Raw genomic sequence first — 16,027 nt, 5'->3', positions numbered from 1 at the left:
TGCTAAAACTGTTGTGATTGCAGCAGTTAAAGTTGTCTTACCGTGGTCAACGTGACCGATTGTTCCAATATTTACGTGTGGTTTGCTTCTTTCGAATTTTTGCTTTGCCATTGTAAAATCCTCCTTTAATCTTTGTAATAAACTTTGCCTAGCGTTTTCTAGCTTTTTTGGTAATATATTTAGCTCACTGCAAAGGTTAAAGCAATTTACAATCACAATAATCACTCTTGGTGAGCGTTCAACTATATTGGAGCTCACGATCGGGATTGAACCGACGACCTCCGCCTTACCAAGGCGACGCTCTGCCTACTGAGCTACGTGAGCATTTCCATTTTAATATGGTTTATAGTTTAATATACCAATTATAAAGTTTACTATTGTTCAAAAAATTTGTCAATAAAAATTTAACGACTTATTTTTCGGTATCCAGACATTTTTCAAGCTTTCGCTTCACTCTTTGTAGTGCATTATCTATAGACTTAGCCTGCCTATCTAAATCACATGCTATTTCTTGATAAGACTTGCCATCTAAATATGACTGAAGCACCTCTAACTCAAGTTCTGATAATACCTTAGCCATCTCTCCTTCTATATGCTTTAATTGTTCCTTTCCAATTATAAGCTCCTCAGGATTTGTTATCTTTAATTCAGATAAAACATCTATTAATGTTCTATCTGATTCTTCTTCATAAATAGGCTTGTTTAAGGATATATATGTGTTTAAAGGGATATGTTTTTGTCTGGTTGCTGTTTTTATTGCAGTTATTATTTGTCTAGTTATACATAGTTCTGCAAATGCTTTAAAACTTGTTAATTTATCAGATTTAAAGTCTCTAATAGCTTTATATAGACCTATCATTCCTTCCTGATAGATATCTTCTTTATCTGCTCCAATAAGGAAATATGACTTAGCTTTTGCTTTTACAAAGTTTTCATATTTAGAAATTAAATATTCTTGAGCTCTTATATTACCTTTTTTTGCTTCATCAACTACTTCCTCATCTACTTTATTTAGAAATTCTACGAATAAACCTTTTTCTTTTTTTGTATTCTCCACTATATATCACCCCTTTAAGCCCTATAGTATTATAGTATATATTTAGTCAAAATTTTACTTGCTTCTTCTTATTTCTTCTAATTTTTTCAATATATCTTCATCCACATTATCCCCCAAATGATTTTTAGATGAATACATATTTTTTATTGCTTTATTTTTTATCCTATTTTCTGTTTCAATAACTTCATTATAAAATTCCAATGCAGATATCCTAATAGCGCCTCTTTGAAAGATAGTTTGTTGTTCAAGCCAATCCGATGTAACTACGTTCACCTCAAATCGCCTACCTAAAATATGGACTTCTCTCTCTATATAAGAATCTGCTGTCTCACCATCTTTTGTGAACACTATACTAATATTTTTATTTATATTTTCTTTCTTTTCAATACTTCTCTTAACCTTATGTGCATCAAATACTACGATTATCTTACAACCCTCATAGACTGAATAATTATGTAAACTATCTATTAGACTTTTTCTAGCTCCATCAAAACTGTAATCTTTTTGTACTTTTAGATTGGGCCAGCTATTTATAACGTTATATCCATCAACAAATATAATTTTCACATGCTACCTCTTCAGTCTTAACTTTGCTTTTTTAGTAATCTTCCCTTTAGTATTTCATACATCATTATACCACCTGCAACTGAAGCATTTAAAGAGTTAATTTTACCTATCATAGGTATTTTAATTAATTTATCACACTTTTTAAGAGTTAATTTGGATATTCCCCTTCCTTCACTTCCTATAACCACTGCACACGGTCCATTAAAATTCACTTCATAGCTATATTCTTCTCCTGCTATATCTGCTCCATAAACCCATATTCCACTTTCTTTTAATTCGTCTATAGCTGCATTTATATTTGTTACTTTTGCAATTTTCATATGTTCTATGGCTCCAACTGAACATTTGTATACAGTTGATGTTATTCCAACATTCCTTCTTTTAGGTATAATTATTCCATGAACTCCACATAATTCTGCTGTTCTAATTATGGAACCTAAGTTGTGAGGATCTTCTATCTCATCGAGAATCACTATAAATGGATCCTGTTTCTTCTCTCTCGCATCCTTTAACATATCTGCAATCTGACAATACTTAAATGGAGTAACTAAAGCTATTACACCTTGATGATTTGTACCATTACTCATACCATCTAGCTTTTTTCTATCTACTTCCTTTAGTACTAACCCTTTTTCTCTTGCCATATTTATTATAACTTTTATAGAGCCTTCCATATTTCCATTAGCTATATATATACATTCTATTGTTCTATCACTTTTTAAAACTTCTATTACAGCATTTCTGCCTATAATTAAATCTTCTCTAGTCTCTTCTTCATTTTGAGTAACAACACTTTCCTTTGAGTAATTATCTCTTGCATTTTTATTTTCTCTAGTAAATTGTCTTTTTCCTTGTGCTGAAGCATTTTCAAACATTTGTCTTTCCATTCTAGCCTTCATTCTAGCTTCTCTATTTCCTTTAGTCACATTAAATCACTCCTTATCTCTATTATATACTTTTCCTTAATTATGTTAAGTATGTTTCTGTAGATTTTTCTAATATAATATTTAATCTTTCCTTATTTCCAGTCAAATATAAATATCCAACTAAGGCTTCAAATCCAGTAGCATTTCTATAGTCTATCACATCTGCATTTTTAGGAATAGTAGCTGACTTTGCATTTCGACCTCTTTTATAAATATATAATTCGTCTTCTGTTAATATATCTTCTATATTATGCATTATATTAGACTGGCTCTTAGCTTTAACATATCCTATTGCCTTTACATGAATTTTGTGTGCAGATAGATCTGTATTATTGGATAATATATAATTTCTTATATATATTTCATACACTCCATCTCCTATTAAAGCTAATTGCAAAGGATTTAATCTCCTAGCCTCTTCTCTATTAAATTCCCTGACTCTTAAATCCTCTAACATACGTTTCTCTCCTTTAAAGAAAGGCTGCAAAATTGCAGCCCTCTAGACTAATTTATTTTTTTCCATCTTACTCCTTGTGGAGTATCTTCTAAAATTATATTTCTAGCCTTCAAATCATCTCTAATTTTATCGGCTAATGCGAAATCTCTATTTTTTCTTGCTTGCTGTCTTTGCTCTATTAAATCTTCTATTTCTTCTTCTAAACTTCCTTTTGTTGATTTCTGAAGAATTCCTAAAGGTTCTCCAAGTTCCCTTATTAAACTTAGAGCAGCTTCACAAAGTTCCTTTGATGACTCTATTGATATATTAGTATTTATATCCCTTATAAGGTCAAATATAGCCGTAATAGCATCTGCTGTATTAAAGTCGTCATCCATTTTTTCTATATATTTTTGTCTATAAACATTTAAAGACTCTAAATAATCTTTTTCTTTATTATCCATATCTTCTTTTTTAACTTCACTTATTAAGCTCTCTAAATTAGAAACTGCGTTATATAATCTTTCAACCGAAGATTTAGCTGACTCTAATAAATCATCACTATAATTTAATTGAACTCTATAATGAGCAGATAACATTAAAAATCTTATTATATCTGAATCATATTTTTCAAGTGCATCTCTAGCCGTTAAGAAGTTATTTAATGATTTTGACATCTTTTGATTATTAACATTTAAATATGCTGAATGCATCCAGTAATTTGCAAAAGGCTTTCCTGTCAAAGCTTCACTTTGAGCTATTTCATTTTCATGATGTGGAAATGCTAAATCCATTCCACCTGCATGTATATCTATTGTATCTCCTAATATTTTTTTAGCCATACAAGAGCATTCTATGTGCCATCCAGGTCTTCCTAATCCCCATGGGCTTTCCCAAGCTGGCTCTCCAGGTTTCTGTGACTTCCATACAGCAAAATCCATAGGATCTTCTTTTCTTTCATCAATACTTATTCTAGCTCCTGATTGAAGGTCTTCTAAGCTTTGCTTTATAAGCTTTCCATAACTATCAAACTTTTTAGTTCTAAAATAAACATCTCCCTCTACTTCATAAGCATATCCTTTTTCTATTAATCCCTCAACAAATTCAATTATATCATTTATATATTCAGTAGCTCTTGGATTTATTGATGCTCTTTTAATATTTAAACCATCTGCATCCTTATAATATTCATCTATATATCTATTTCCAATATTTAAAACTGTAGTTTTTTCTTCATTTGCTTTATTTATCATTTTATCATCTATATCTGTAAAGTTTTGAACGAATTTAACTTTATATCCTCTATACTCTAAATATCTTCTTATAGTATCAAATATAATAAAAGTTCTTCCATTACCTATGTGAAAATAATTATAAACAGTAGGCCCACATACATACATCTTAACTTCACCTGGGGTTAGCGGTACAAACTCTTCTTTTTTTCTAGTTAAGCTATTATAAACTCTCATTTAATTACCTCCTATCTTACAGATAATTTATTTTTCTTAAACTCTTCTCTAACTTTCTCTATAGCTTCTTCTATCTTTATATTTTCCATTTCTGATATTCTAAGTTTAAATTCTACTTCTCCATCAACAATTTTCTTACCAACTGTTATCCTCATTGGTATTCCCATAAGGTCTGAATCCTTAAATTTAACTCCTGCTCTTTCATTTCTATCATCTAGTATCGCTTCAACACCTATCATTTTTAACTCTTCATATATCTTGTTAGCAATCTTCATTTGTTCTTCATCTTTAATATTCACAGGGATAATATTAACATGATATGGTGCTACAGATAAAGGCCAAACTATTCCATTTTCATCGTTATGTTGTTCTATTATTGAGGCCATTGTTCTTGTTACACCAATACCATAACAACCCATTATAAATGGCTTTTCCTTACCATTTTCATCTATAAAATTGGCATTCATAGCTTCTGAATACTTTGTTCCTAGTTTAAATATATGACCAACTTCAGTTCCTCTTGATATAGTTACTTTACCACCACAAACTGGGCACTTTTCACCTTCAGTTATATTTCTATAATCTCCAACTATACCTTCAAAATCTCTGTTATAATTTACATTTTCAATATGATATCCAGTTTCATTAGCTCCAACAATAAAATTGTACATATTAGCAACTTCTTCATCAACTAATAAAACATCTACTTTTATATTTATAGGACCAGCAAATCCAACTTGTGCATTAGTTGCCTTAAATACCTCTTCTGGTGTTGCCATATTTAAGTTTACTACTCCACCTAAAGCATTTGAAACCTTAACTTCATTAACTTCTCTATCGCCTCTAACCATTGCTGCTACTATTTTATCATCAGCATTATATATTAAAGTTTTAGCAAATCTTTTTTCTGTTGTATTAAAGAATTTTACTAATTCTTCAATTGTTTTTACATTTGGTGTTTCTACTTTATTTAGAGGCTTTAATTCTTCAACTTCTGATTTTTCGGCTGTTGAATAAGCCTTTTCTATATTAGCTGCATAATCACATGCTGTGCAGAATACTACATCATCTTCTCCAACTTCTGACTTAACCATAAATTCTGCTGAATTAGATCCTCCTATAGCTCCTGAATCTGCTTCAACAGGTTTTGCCTCTATACCACATCTATTAAATATTTTAATATATGCTTCTCTCATCTTATTATAAGAAATATCCAAACCTTCTTGATTTTTATCGAAACTATAAGCATCTTTCATTATAAATTCTCTTGATCTCATTACTCCGAATCTAGGTCTTCTTTCATCTCTATACTTTGTTTGTATTTGATAAAGATTTATTGGCAATTGTTTATATGATTTAATTTCATTTCTTGCAATATCAGTAAATACTTCTTCATGAGTTGGTCCAAGACAAAAATCTCTATTATTTCTATCTTTTAATCTAAATAATTCATCTCCATAAACATCCCATCTTCCAGACTCTTGCCATAGTTCTGCTGGCAGTACTGCTGAAGCTAAGAATTCTTGTGCTCCTGCATTATTCATTTCCTCTCTTATTATATTCTCTACATTTTTTAAAACCTTTAATCCTAATGGCATATAATTGTATATACCTGATGCCATTTTTCTTATCATTCCAGCTCTTAACATCAGTTTATGACTATCTATTTCAGCTTCTGCTGGAACCTCTCTTAATGTTGATATTAACATATTAGACATTTTCATCTTTGCTTCCTCCTATATTGTTATTTATTTTAATTCTTAAATTTCTATATATAAAAAAAGCCCGCCCTAATTTGATTAGGGCGAACTTATCTCGCGGTACCACCTAAATTTGTTCTCTAAAATGATAACGGTATTAAACCGATAGTTTTTTCCTATAACTCCAAAGCTGGTTCAAACCCTATTGAAAATTTTACAGCCTATGAATTTTCTCTCTGAATGGCGGATTCTACTATTCTTCTTCACTGTTTTAAATTTATTAATTTTTAGCTTAATTAATTATATAGTCTCTAAAAGGTTATGTCAATATTATAAAATCTCTATTATATAAGCTTTTCTGCCAGTATCAAATCCTCTGGTGTAGTAACTTTTATATTAGTATATTCACCTTCATATAAATAAACCTCATTATTGTACATATCTACTACCATAGTATCATCTGTAACACTTATATTATTCTTCTTAATTTTATTATGACACTCCTTTATAAGATTAAATTTAAAAACTTGTGGAGTTTGAATTGCACGTAATGTATTTCTATCAGGTGTAGAAACAGAAAATTTCTCTTCATTAATGACTTTAATAGTATCCTTTGGTATGACCCCAGGTGCTGCTGCACCATAAAGTTTTGCATACTTTATCCCATCATTTATAATTCGTTCTGATGTAAAAGGTCTTGCTCCATCATGGATAAGTACAATCTCACAGTTCTCTATACACTCTAAAGCATTAAAAACCGAATCTTGCCTTTCTTCTCCACCTTCTACTATCATATCAACCTTTAAAGAATATTTATTCAATATCTCATTTTTACAATAATCTATTTCATCTTTAGGCAAAACTAAAATAATTTTATCTATTTGACTACAATCAGCAAACCTTTTTAGCGTATAGTATAATATTGGCTTACCCCTAAGTTCTATATACTGCTTACTAACTTTAGCACACATTCTTTTACCTTTTCCACCTGCTAAAATTATTGCACTTATCATAATAACACCTACTTAACTATTCCTTTGGTTTTGCAAATATCATTCTTCCGGCAGCTGTTTGAAGTACAGAAGTTACTATAACTACTATTTGCTCTCCCATGAACTTCCTTCCACCTTCTACTACAATCATAGTTCCATCATCTAAATATCCAACTCCTTGAGATGCGTCTTTACCATCCTTAACCACAATGACCTTCATTTCTTCCCCTGGAAGAACAACTGGCTTAATTGCATTTGCTAACTCATTAATATTTAGTACAGGAACTCCTTGGAATTCTGCAACTTTATTTAAATTAAAATCATTAGTTATAACTTTACCCTTAAGATTTTGTGCAAGCTTTAATAACTTACTGTCGACTTCTTGTATCTCTGGAAAATCTCCTTCCCAAATTTGAGTTTCTATATCAAGTTCTTTTTGTATTTTATTTAATATGTCAAGTCCTCTTCTTCCCCTATTTCTTTTTAAAGAATCTGCTGAATCTGAAATATGTCTTAATTCATCTAATACAAAATTAGGTATAACTAATGGACCTTCAATAAATCCAGTTTGGCATATATCAAATATTCTTCCATCAATGATAACAGAAGTATCTAATACCTTAGCTATGTTTTTCACAGTTCCTTTTGACTTCTTTTCCTTAGCGCTACTTTTCTTGAGATTTACAAGAATATTTGATATGTCATCCTTCTTTTCAATAAATATACTAGCAAATATTATTGCAAATATTAAGTTTAGTAGAACAAATAGTATTGGTCCTAACCCATAAAGATCTATATTATATAACGGTAATCCTAAAAGTGACGTTAATATCAATGATATTAATGCACCTAACCCACCATAAAGAAGCTCTGCCGCTGTAAGTCTTTGAATATTCTTTTCAATATATTCAATTGCTTTAACAATAGAGTCATAAATACGTGGTGAAATAATATATAATATAAGTCCAAATAATAAAGTTAAAAGAATTCGTACTGATATAATTCCAACTGGTTTAGATAAAAAAGATATTTTACTTAAAGCAGTAATAGTTACTAGTATTCCACTAATAATATATCCGCTTATAAAGCCTATTATAGTAAATATAACTCTTATAATCTTTTTTAACATAATGTCACCTCCCTATAATATTGTTTTATTTATATTTTTAATTTTATTTACTCTTTTGTAAGAAGTCTATCTCATTATACCATATAAAGGCATTATCTAAAATGAAGATTTATTAAATTCTTATTAATTTAAAATACCCCCTATAAAATAACAATCATATTAGATATTATTGTATTAAAGTTAATTAACTATAATAAGTTGCAACAAAATGAATAATATTAAATATTTTTAATTGAATAAATATTTAATTAATTTATAGTATCTATGTGAAACTAAGTTTTGTAGGCTTAAAAATTAAGCAATATTCTCGATATTATTTATTTGATTTTCTTGAGTAAGTATTGAATTATTTAATATCTTATTAATTTTATTGTTTAATAATTAAGCCCTATATATTTTATTATTTAATAAAATATACTTTTATTTAAAAACAGCCATAGATTTTAAGGAGTTGAGGCATATGAAAGATATAATTTTTGATAATTTTCAAAATGATGTCAATGAATCATTACTGCGCCATAAAAGTATTTTAGATATAATAACTAAATATAGTGAATCTAGCTCTAGGGTAAATAGAGCTATAGCAAAGGCCGTTACTAATTGTGGTTGTATTCAAATTTGTGCTGAGAAACAAGGCATTCCTTCTGACGAAACTAATGATTTTAATTATGAACTAAGTAATCATCTTAAGGGAACCCTTTGTGATAATTGTCGTGAAATTATCGAAAATGAAATTGGAAATAATCTATTTTATCTTACTTCTTTATGTAATTGCTTGGATTTGAATCTATACGATATCTTATTAAAGGAAGAAAATAAAATGAGTATTCTGGGTAAATTTACACTTAGATAAACTTTAAGCAGGTTTTTACCTGCTTTTTTATTATTCTCAGTTCTATTTACTTTTATACATATTTTTGTTAAATTTCATTTTTTAAGTATATTTGTTCTTTTATTCTTCTTAATCCACTTCTTATAGCTTTAGCTCTAGCTTCTCCTATTCCATCTACTTTATCTAATTCATTAGTATCTGCCTCAATAACATATTTAAGCTCATTAAAATGTTTAACTAAATTTTCAATAACTGATACAGGAATTCTTGGAACCTTAAATAAGATTCTATATCCCTTTGGAGAAATTAACGTGTCTACTAATGGTACTCCTGAATATCCTAATATTTTGGCTATTAAATCTAAATCAACTAATTCTTCCGCAGTAAGCATTTGAATTTGATTATATATATCTTCATAACTTTCCTTTTCTTTGCAGTAATCTCTTATTAATAAAATCCCATCTCTCTCTATAAATTTTATAAGCTCATTAAGTTGCATAGAAATAAGTCTTCCTTCATTCCCAAGTTCAACTATATATCTTTGAATTTCTTCTACAACTCTCATTACCATTTCTGTTCTTTGTATTGCAGTTACAACATCAAAGACAGTTGTTAAGTCCTGGAATTCCAAGAGATTTAGGTTGTTTATTACTCTTTCTAATACAGTTACATACTTTTCTAAGGTTTGTATAGCCTGATTTGCTCTTGCTAATATAACACTACTTTCTTGAAGAACATATTTTAAGTCTCCCTTATAAATAGTTATTATATTTCTTCTTTGAGAAATTGCTACAACTATATTTCCAGTTTGTTTGGCAACTCTATTAGCTGTTCTATGTCTTGTTCCTGTTTCATATGTTGTAAGAGAATGATCAGGCACAAGCTGTGTGTTAGCACAAAGAATTCTTTTTAAATCTCCACTTATTACTATAGCACCATCCATTTTTGCTAATTCATAAACATAAGCTGGTGAATACTCTGAATTGATATTAAAGCCTCCATCTACAAGCTTCATTACCTCTTCACCATCTCCAATAACAACTAATCCTCCAGTTTTAGCTCTTAATATATTCTCTAAACCTTCTCTTAAAGCTGTTCCTGGACTCATAAGTTTTAAAATACTTTTTATTTCTTCATCATCTTTTATTCTCATATACTCACCCAATCCGTTAGAATATCTTACTTATAGCCTCTCTTAAATTGCTTACTCCTATTATATTCATAGAAGCGCTAGTAACCTTATCTTTATTTCTTTCAGGAATTATTGCATTTTTGAATCCCATTTTTTCTGCTTCTTTAATCAATCTATCACAAGATGAAACTGGTCTTATTTCTCCTGTAAGTCCAACTTCTCCTACAATAACCATTCGTTCTAACTTAAATCCTGTATTTTTTACACTTGATAATAATCCTAGTGCAAGACCTAAATCTCCTGTAGTGCCATCTAAAGTAAGTCCTCCAACAACATTTACATACACATCATACTTGTAGAATGGGACTCTTAATTTTTTTTCAAGTACAGCTAATATAAGTCTTAACCTTTGACTATCTATTCCCACGGCTGTTCTGCTAGCCATGTGCATATTTGTTTCTGTAGCTAAGGCTTGCATTTCAACAAGTATCGGTCTAGTGCCTTCCATTATTCCTATAACTGCTGAACCTTCTTGATTAAAGTTAGTATCCTCTAAAAATATTCTCGAAGGATCATATATTTCCTTTAATCCTTCTTCTGCCATTTCAAAAACTCCTATTTCACTAGTTGTTCCAAAACGATTTTTCATAGTTCTAAGAACTCTAAATTCTTCTGTACGCTCTCCCTCAAAATATAATACTGTATCAACCATATGCTCAAGAACTCTTGGTCCTGCAAGTTCACCTTGTTTAGTAACATGAGCTACTATGAATAATGGTATATTCTTATTTTTACCTATTCTCATTATAGCATTAGAACATTCCTTTACTTGAGATACACTTCCTGGAGCAGATGTTATTGATTCCTTATATACAGTTTGTATAGAATCAATTATTACAAAAACAGGTTGTAATTCATCTATATACGCTTCTATTAAATCCAGGTTGGTTTCTGATAATATATATAATTGTTCAGCATTAACATCCAACCTGTCTCCTCTGATTTTAATTTGCTCTTCAGACTCTTCTCCAGAAACATATAGTACTTTCCCGTACGATTTGGATATTGAGTTTGCTGTTTGTAATAGCAAAGTAGATTTTCCTATACCAGGATCTCCTGATATTAATGTTAAAGATCCCCTTACTAAACCGCCTCCCAATACTCTATTTAATTCTCGCAGTCCAGTATCATATCTTTGTTTTTCTCCTGATTTAATTTGCCCTATACTTTTAGGCATATTATCTAAAACCCTCTGGTTATTAACTTTATTTTTAAATTCTTTTTGAGTTTCCTTTACTTCTTCAACTAAAGTATTCCATTTGTTACAATCTGGACATTTCCCCAGCCACTTAGGAGACTCATATCCACATTCTTGACAAACAAACATGGATTTAATCTTAGCCATAAATTTTACCTACCAATCTTATTTACTTTTATATTTAATATTATAATCAATATATAGTTAAATTAATAATACTTATAATTAAAATAATGTAATACTAAATAGTTAACATAGTTATTCTTGTAAGATATTAAAATTGGAGTCATATAACTTTTTAACTTTGATATAAGCTCCCGAATAGTGAATCTAATAGCTTACCATATAATTTAATTGAATATTTATTTCCACCTATATATTAACTCAATTATAAAATAACTATATCATAACAATATTATAAAAACCAATATTTATAATAAAGGTCATATGTAAATTTTCTTACTTCAAGTCAATGTAAATTTCAATATGTCCTTTAACCAACCAAAAGAAAAAAATTATAAATAGTTACCCATATAATAAACCTTTTATAATTTCTAAAGAATAAAAAAGGAATGTAATCTATTTATAATAGCATTACATTCCTTAATAATCTTTAGTATTTACATTTTATAATAATTTTGCTGCTGCTTCATCAACTATAACTGTAACATTTCTGTGCATTTGTAACATTGATGCTGGCATATTTGTACTTATTTTCCCACTTACCATTGCTTTTACAGCTTCAGCTTTACTTTCACCACTTGCTATAACTATTATCTTCTTTGATCTCATTATTCCACCAAGGCCCATAGTTAAGGCTTGGGTTGGAACTTCATCTATTGATTCAAAAAATCTAGCATTAGCTTTTATAGTATCTTCTGTTAATTTTGTTAAATGAGTTCCTGATAATAATTCATTATCTGGTTCATTAAATGCTATGTGTCCATTATTCCCTATTCCTAATAGTTGAACATCTGTGCCACCTAGTTCGGTTATTCTAGCATCATATTCTTTACACTCTTCTTCTATGTTTTTAGCTAATCCATTTGGAACGTAAGTATTGGTCTTATCTATATTAATATGATTAAATAAATTTTCATTCATAAAATATCTATAGCTTTGAGGATGGTCACCACTTAATCCGATATATTCATCTAGATTTACTGTAGTAACATTTGAAAAGTCTACCTTTCCTTCCTTGTTCATTTTTATTAATTCCTTATACATTCCCATTGGAGATCCGCCAGTTGCTAATCCTAATATTGCTTTAGGATTGCTTTTTATTATATCTGCCATCTCATCAGCTGCTTTTTTACTTAGTTCTTCATAATTTTTAGTTATTATTAGTTTCATCGTATTTTCCCCTCTCGTCTCGATATATTTACTTGTAAAATAAATTTGTCAGATCTATAAATAGCTTCTTCTAAAAATATCATTTTATTATTATGATCATAGGTCTTGCTTATAATTTTTAGCATAGGTACTTGTTTATCTACACTAAATATATTTTTTAATTCATCATCCATTATTACTGATGCTATTGATGATTGAGAATAGTCTACTGTATATCCGAAACCTTCTAATATTTTAAATAAAGATCCATTTAACATTTCCATATCAATATATCCGCAATAGTCTACAGGTATATATACTGTTTCTAAAGCGACACATTCATCATCAACTATACGCTTTCTTTTGATTTTATATAATTCATCTAATGAAAATATATCTGCCAAATGTTCTGGTGTATTTATTTTGCAGAATTCAACAACTTCTGATCTAAGTTCTTTTCCCATTTGTTTTATTATTTCTGTAAAACTCATCATGTCTTGTTGTTTAAGGGTTTGTTCACAAACATAGGTACCTTTTCCCTTAATCCTTAAAAGAACTCCTTCTTGTACTAATTCTCCAATTGCTTGTCTTATAGTCATTCTACTAACACCATAAACTTCACATAGCTCTCTTTCGCTTGCTATACATTCACCTGGTTTCCATACTCCTTCAGATATCTTTGATATTAAATCATTTTTAAGTTGATAATAAACTGGAATTGGACTACTTTTATCTATCATTATTAAGCCTCCTATAAATATTATATTAAAAATTGTTATAGATGTCTAGACCAGTTGCATAATTTATTTAATTTGTTATAAAAATTAAAATTTTGCAAAAAATAAGTTTATAAACCATCAAGGAGATGATTTTATGATTAATAAAAACTATTTTTCTAATGTTCAATCTAGGAATATATTAAAAGAGAATTCTAAAAAAAATTTATCTGAAAATCTAATGTCCAACTATGTAGATACATCTTTAGATAACATGATTCTCAATTCAAACCTAGAAGATCAAAGTATTATTAAATAGATTTATTTTATATTTTCCCATTGATATAATACCATATTCTTTATTTTAATAAAATAAAAGATATTAATTGTATTTATGGCAAAAATGATGTAAAATCTATATTAAACGATACTAATTATTTATTAAAAAGAAAAGGAGTGTTTGACTAATGGTTAAAGTTTACAGTACAAATTCTTGTCCATGGTGCGTAAAAGCAAAAAATTACTTAAAATCAGTTAATGTTGAATTTGAAGATTTAAATGTACAAGAAGATATGACAGCTAGAGATGAAATGATTAGCAAGTCAAAACAAATGGGAGTTCCTGTATTAGATATAAATGGAACTATTATAGTTGGATTTGATAAAAATGCTATTGATTCAGCTTTAAATGTTTAAGATAAAATAATTATTATATTTTAAAATAAAAAGGGATGTCTGAGACATCCCTTTATTTTTTAGTTGTGCTATAGCACATTTTAATTATCTTACTATATTAATTACTGTTGCCTTTGGTCTTGACATAGCTTCTATGGAATATCTAATACCTTGTGTACCAATTCCAGATGCCTTAACTCCTGAGAATGGGAAATGATCTGGTCCTCTTTCAGTTTTGTTATTAACTTGAACTGTACCTACTTCTAATCTATCAGCCACATAAAATGCTTCATTTATATTTTCAGTAAATACAGATGATTGTAATCCATATTCTGATTTATTTGCAATTTCTATTGCTTCATCTTTATCTTTAACTCTTATTATAGGTAAAACTGGTCCAAATGGTTCTTCCCAAGCTAATCTCATATCTGTAGTTACATTATCAAATAGAGTTGGATAGATCATATTACCATCTCTTTTTCCTCCAACCAGCAAATGTGCACCTTTCTCTCTAGCTTCATCTATAAGCTCCCAAACAAAGTCTGCTGATCTTTCATCAATTAACGGTACTATATCAACATCTTCTTCTAAAGGATTTCCGACTTTTAATTTCTCAACTTTTTCTTTAACTTTCTCAACCAACTTATCTGCAACTTCATTTACAACTAAAATTCTTTTTACTGCTGTACATCTTTGTCCTGAGTAAGAATATGCTCCTGCAACTATATTAGATGCTGCAAGATCTAAATCTGCATCCTTTAAAACTATAGCTGCATCTTTTCCTCCTAGTTCCATAAGTAAAGGAACCATTGCTGTTATTCTTGATATTTTAGTTCCGACATCTGTACTTCCTGTAAAGTTTATAAAATCTATTTCAGGATGTGTAACTATATAGTCACCTATATCACTACCTCTTCCAGTTATAGTGTTTAATACCCCAGCTGGCACACCTGCTTGCTCAAAAACCTTAGCAAGATATAAACCACATAAGCTGCCTTGAGTAGCTGGTTTTAAAACAACAGAGTTTCCTGCAACTATTGCTGGTGCTATCTTTGATGCTGCTAAATTTATTGGATAATTAAATGGAGATATAGCTAAAACTACTCCTAATGGTTCTCTAGTTACTATTGATATTTTATTTCTTTTAAATCCTGGAAAACTATCTCCTGGAATACTTTCTCCTGATAAGTTTTTTGCTGTATCAGCAGTAAATCTTATATAGTCAGCTGACCTTAAAATTTCTGATTCAGAACTTTTTCTATCTTTACCTATTTCTCTCATCATTATATCTGCAATATCATCTAATTTCTCTACTAATATATCGGCAGCTTTATATAATATATCTGCTCTTTTACTTACTGGAACATTTCTCCACTCATTTTGTGCTATTTTAGCACTTTTTATAGACTGATCTACTTCTTCTTTTGTCATCGCTGGAACCTTTCCAACTAGGCAATTTTCGCCTATTGGTGAATATATTTCTATAAACTTTCCACTTTCACTACTAAGCCATTCTCCGTTTACTAAATTTCTAAATGTTCTTTCTTTGCCCCTTATACAACTAAACATATTCATCTACCTACCTTAGCTAATTCTATTTTATTCTTGTCAAATCCAACTATTATCTCACCATCTATATCAATTACAGGTACAGTTCTTTGCCCTGATACCTTGAAAACTTCCTCTCTATCCTCGTGCTTATCAGCTACATTAATCTCTTTATATTCCCAACCCTTCATTTCAAAAAATCTCTTTGCTTTAACACATGATGGGCACCATGATGTTGAATATATTTTTATCATAATAT

Annotated in this window: 17 protein-coding genes and 1 tRNA gene; 2 read left to right on the top strand and 16 right to left on the bottom strand. The window is 29.4% G+C overall.

The annotated features are described in order from the left end of the window. The 10 genes from ABDZ60_RS11875 to ABDZ60_RS11830 all read right to left on the bottom strand — a co-directional run. Window positions 1–216: GTP-binding protein (locus ABDZ60_RS11875; RefSeq protein WP_343778311.1), on the bottom strand; the 216-nt coding region annotated here is incomplete at its 3' end. Window positions 217–248: 32 nt separating this feature from the next. Then, window positions 249–324: transfer RNA gene (locus ABDZ60_RS11870), tRNA-Thr, on the bottom strand. A gap of 88 nt (window positions 325–412) precedes the next feature. Further along, window positions 413–1,057 carry an RNA polymerase sporulation sigma factor SigH gene (gene sigH / locus ABDZ60_RS11865; protein WP_016205913.1) on the bottom strand — a complete coding sequence of 215 codons (645 nt, stop codon included), beginning with the start codon at window positions 1,055–1,057 and terminating at the stop codon, window positions 413–415. A gap of 54 nt (window positions 1,058–1,111) precedes the next feature. Then, a complete protein-coding gene (locus tag ABDZ60_RS11860; protein WP_016205914.1) occupies window positions 1,112–1,624 on the bottom strand; it encodes an NYN domain-containing protein in 513 nt (170 codons plus the stop codon). Window positions 1,625–1,641: 17 nt separating this feature from the next. Beyond that, window positions 1,642–2,550 (bottom strand): 23S rRNA (guanosine(2251)-2'-O)-methyltransferase RlmB, encoded by a 909-nt coding sequence (rlmB, locus tag ABDZ60_RS11855; RefSeq protein ID WP_242849769.1) that lies wholly within the window; start codon window positions 2,548–2,550, stop codon window positions 1,642–1,644. A gap of 40 nt (window positions 2,551–2,590) precedes the next feature. Next, entirely contained in the window at window positions 2,591–3,007 is a 417-nt protein-coding gene (locus tag ABDZ60_RS11850) for a Mini-ribonuclease 3 (protein ID WP_016205916.1), read from the bottom strand. Between the two features lie 47 nt (window positions 3,008–3,054). Continuing rightward, window positions 3,055–4,455: a cysteine--tRNA ligase gene (gene cysS / locus ABDZ60_RS11845; RefSeq protein ID WP_343778307.1), complete on the bottom strand. Its 1,401-nt coding sequence runs from the start codon at window positions 4,453–4,455 to the stop codon at window positions 3,055–3,057. Between the two features lie 11 nt (window positions 4,456–4,466). Next, the gene (locus ABDZ60_RS11840) at window positions 4,467–6,179 is read right to left on the bottom strand and encodes a proline--tRNA ligase (RefSeq protein ID WP_016205917.1); all 1,713 of its coding nucleotides are present in this window, start codon (window positions 6,177–6,179) and stop codon (window positions 4,467–4,469) included. A 320-nt stretch (window positions 6,180–6,499) separates the two neighbouring features. Then, window positions 6,500–7,168: a 2-C-methyl-D-erythritol 4-phosphate cytidylyltransferase gene (gene ispD, locus ABDZ60_RS11835; protein WP_016205918.1), complete on the bottom strand. Its 669-nt coding sequence runs from the start codon at window positions 7,166–7,168 to the stop codon at window positions 6,500–6,502. A gap of 16 nt (window positions 7,169–7,184) precedes the next feature. Then, window positions 7,185–8,276 (bottom strand): PIN/TRAM domain-containing protein, encoded by a 1,092-nt coding sequence (locus ABDZ60_RS11830; RefSeq protein ID WP_016205919.1) that lies wholly within the window; start codon window positions 8,274–8,276, stop codon window positions 7,185–7,187. A gap of 460 nt (window positions 8,277–8,736) precedes the next feature. Here ABDZ60_RS11830 and ABDZ60_RS11825 point away from each other — a divergent pair, with 460 nt between their 5' ends. Beyond that, window positions 8,737–9,129, top strand: coding sequence for a nucleoside triphosphate pyrophosphohydrolase family protein (locus tag ABDZ60_RS11825; RefSeq protein ID WP_016205920.1), 393 nt, complete (start codon window positions 8,737–8,739; stop codon window positions 9,127–9,129). A gap of 67 nt (window positions 9,130–9,196) precedes the next feature. Here the strand turns inward: ABDZ60_RS11825 and disA are convergent, their stop codons facing one another. The 4 genes from disA to ABDZ60_RS11805 form a co-directional block, all read right to left on the bottom strand. Then, window positions 9,197–10,261 carry a DNA integrity scanning diadenylate cyclase DisA gene (gene disA / locus ABDZ60_RS11820; protein WP_016205921.1) on the bottom strand — a complete coding sequence of 355 codons (1,065 nt, stop codon included), beginning with the start codon at window positions 10,259–10,261 and terminating at the stop codon, window positions 9,197–9,199. 16 nt (window positions 10,262–10,277) lie between these two features. Continuing rightward, the gene (radA, locus tag ABDZ60_RS11815; RefSeq protein WP_046999978.1) at window positions 10,278–11,645 is read right to left on the bottom strand and encodes a DNA repair protein RadA; all 1,368 of its coding nucleotides are present in this window, start codon (window positions 11,643–11,645) and stop codon (window positions 10,278–10,280) included. Window positions 11,646–12,125: 480 nt separating this feature from the next. Beyond that, window positions 12,126–12,851 carry a glucosamine-6-phosphate deaminase gene (nagB, locus tag ABDZ60_RS11810; RefSeq protein WP_016205923.1) on the bottom strand — a complete coding sequence of 242 codons (726 nt, stop codon included), beginning with the start codon at window positions 12,849–12,851 and terminating at the stop codon, window positions 12,126–12,128. Continuing rightward, complete coding sequence (locus ABDZ60_RS11805) at window positions 12,848–13,570, bottom strand: GntR family transcriptional regulator (RefSeq protein WP_016205924.1); 723 nt, start codon at window positions 13,568–13,570, stop codon at window positions 12,848–12,850. Before ABDZ60_RS11805 ends, nagB begins: the two co-directional genes overlap by 4 nt. A gap of 443 nt (window positions 13,571–14,013) precedes the next feature. On the opposite strand from ABDZ60_RS11805, the gene ABDZ60_RS11800 reads away from it, so the two are divergent. After that, entirely contained in the window at window positions 14,014–14,241 is a 228-nt protein-coding gene (locus ABDZ60_RS11800; RefSeq protein WP_016205925.1) for a glutaredoxin family protein, read from the top strand. Between the two features lie 84 nt (window positions 14,242–14,325). Here ABDZ60_RS11800 and ABDZ60_RS11795 read toward each other — a convergent pair whose 3' ends face one another. After that, window positions 14,326–15,789: an NADP-dependent glyceraldehyde-3-phosphate dehydrogenase gene (locus tag ABDZ60_RS11795; RefSeq protein ID WP_046999977.1), complete on the bottom strand. Its 1,464-nt coding sequence runs from the start codon at window positions 15,787–15,789 to the stop codon at window positions 14,326–14,328. 2 nt (window positions 15,790–15,791) lie between these two features. Next, complete coding sequence (locus ABDZ60_RS11790) at window positions 15,792–16,022, bottom strand: glutaredoxin domain-containing protein (RefSeq protein WP_016205927.1); 231 nt, start codon at window positions 16,020–16,022, stop codon at window positions 15,792–15,794. Window positions 16,023–16,027: the final 5 nt, after the last annotated feature.

It is taken from the genome of Clostridium sartagoforme (genome assembly GCF_039521405.1).
In the GTDB taxonomy this organism is placed as follows: Bacteria; Bacillota; Clostridia; order Clostridiales; family Clostridiaceae; genus Clostridium; species Clostridium sartagoforme.
This window is presented reverse-complemented; position numbering and strand designations above follow the sequence as displayed.

What these genes read in the sequence shown, in the direction of transcription:
- ABDZ60_RS11850 (WP_016205916.1), bottom strand. Translation starts at nt 3,007, where the DNA reads ATGTTAGAGGATTTAAGAGTCAGGGAATTTAATAGAGAAGAGGCTAGG.
- cysS (WP_343778307.1), bottom strand. Translation starts at nt 4,455, where the DNA reads ATGAGAGTTTATAATAGCTTAACTAGAAAAAAAGAAGAGTTTGTACCG.
- ABDZ60_RS11840 (WP_016205917.1), bottom strand. Translation starts at nt 6,179, where the DNA reads ATGAAAATGTCTAATATGTTAATATCAACATTAAGAGAGGTTCCAGCA.
- ispD (WP_016205918.1), bottom strand. Translation starts at nt 7,168, where the DNA reads ATGATAAGTGCAATAATTTTAGCAGGTGGAAAAGGTAAAAGAATGTGT.
- ABDZ60_RS11830 (WP_016205919.1), bottom strand. Translation starts at nt 8,276, where the DNA reads ATGTTAAAAAAGATTATAAGAGTTATATTTACTATAATAGGCTTTATA.
- ABDZ60_RS11825 (WP_016205920.1), top strand. Translation starts at nt 8,737, where the DNA reads ATGAAAGATATAATTTTTGATAATTTTCAAAATGATGTCAATGAATCA.
- disA (WP_016205921.1), bottom strand. Translation starts at nt 10,261, where the DNA reads ATGAGAATAAAAGATGATGAAGAAATAAAAAGTATTTTAAAACTTATG.
- radA (WP_046999978.1), bottom strand. Translation starts at nt 11,645, where the DNA reads ATGGCTAAGATTAAATCCATGTTTGTTTGTCAAGAATGTGGATATGAG.
- nagB (WP_016205923.1), bottom strand. Translation starts at nt 12,851, where the DNA reads ATGAAACTAATAATAACTAAAAATTATGAAGAACTAAGTAAAAAAGCA.
- ABDZ60_RS11805 (WP_016205924.1), bottom strand. Translation starts at nt 13,570, where the DNA reads ATGATAGATAAAAGTAGTCCAATTCCAGTTTATTATCAACTTAAAAAT.
- ABDZ60_RS11800 (WP_016205925.1), top strand. Translation starts at nt 14,014, where the DNA reads ATGGTTAAAGTTTACAGTACAAATTCTTGTCCATGGTGCGTAAAAGCA.
- ABDZ60_RS11795 (WP_046999977.1), bottom strand. Translation starts at nt 15,789, where the DNA reads ATGTTTAGTTGTATAAGGGGCAAAGAAAGAACATTTAGAAATTTAGTA.
- ABDZ60_RS11790 (WP_016205927.1), bottom strand. Translation starts at nt 16,022, where the DNA reads ATGATAAAAATATATTCAACATCATGGTGCCCATCATGTGTTAAAGCA.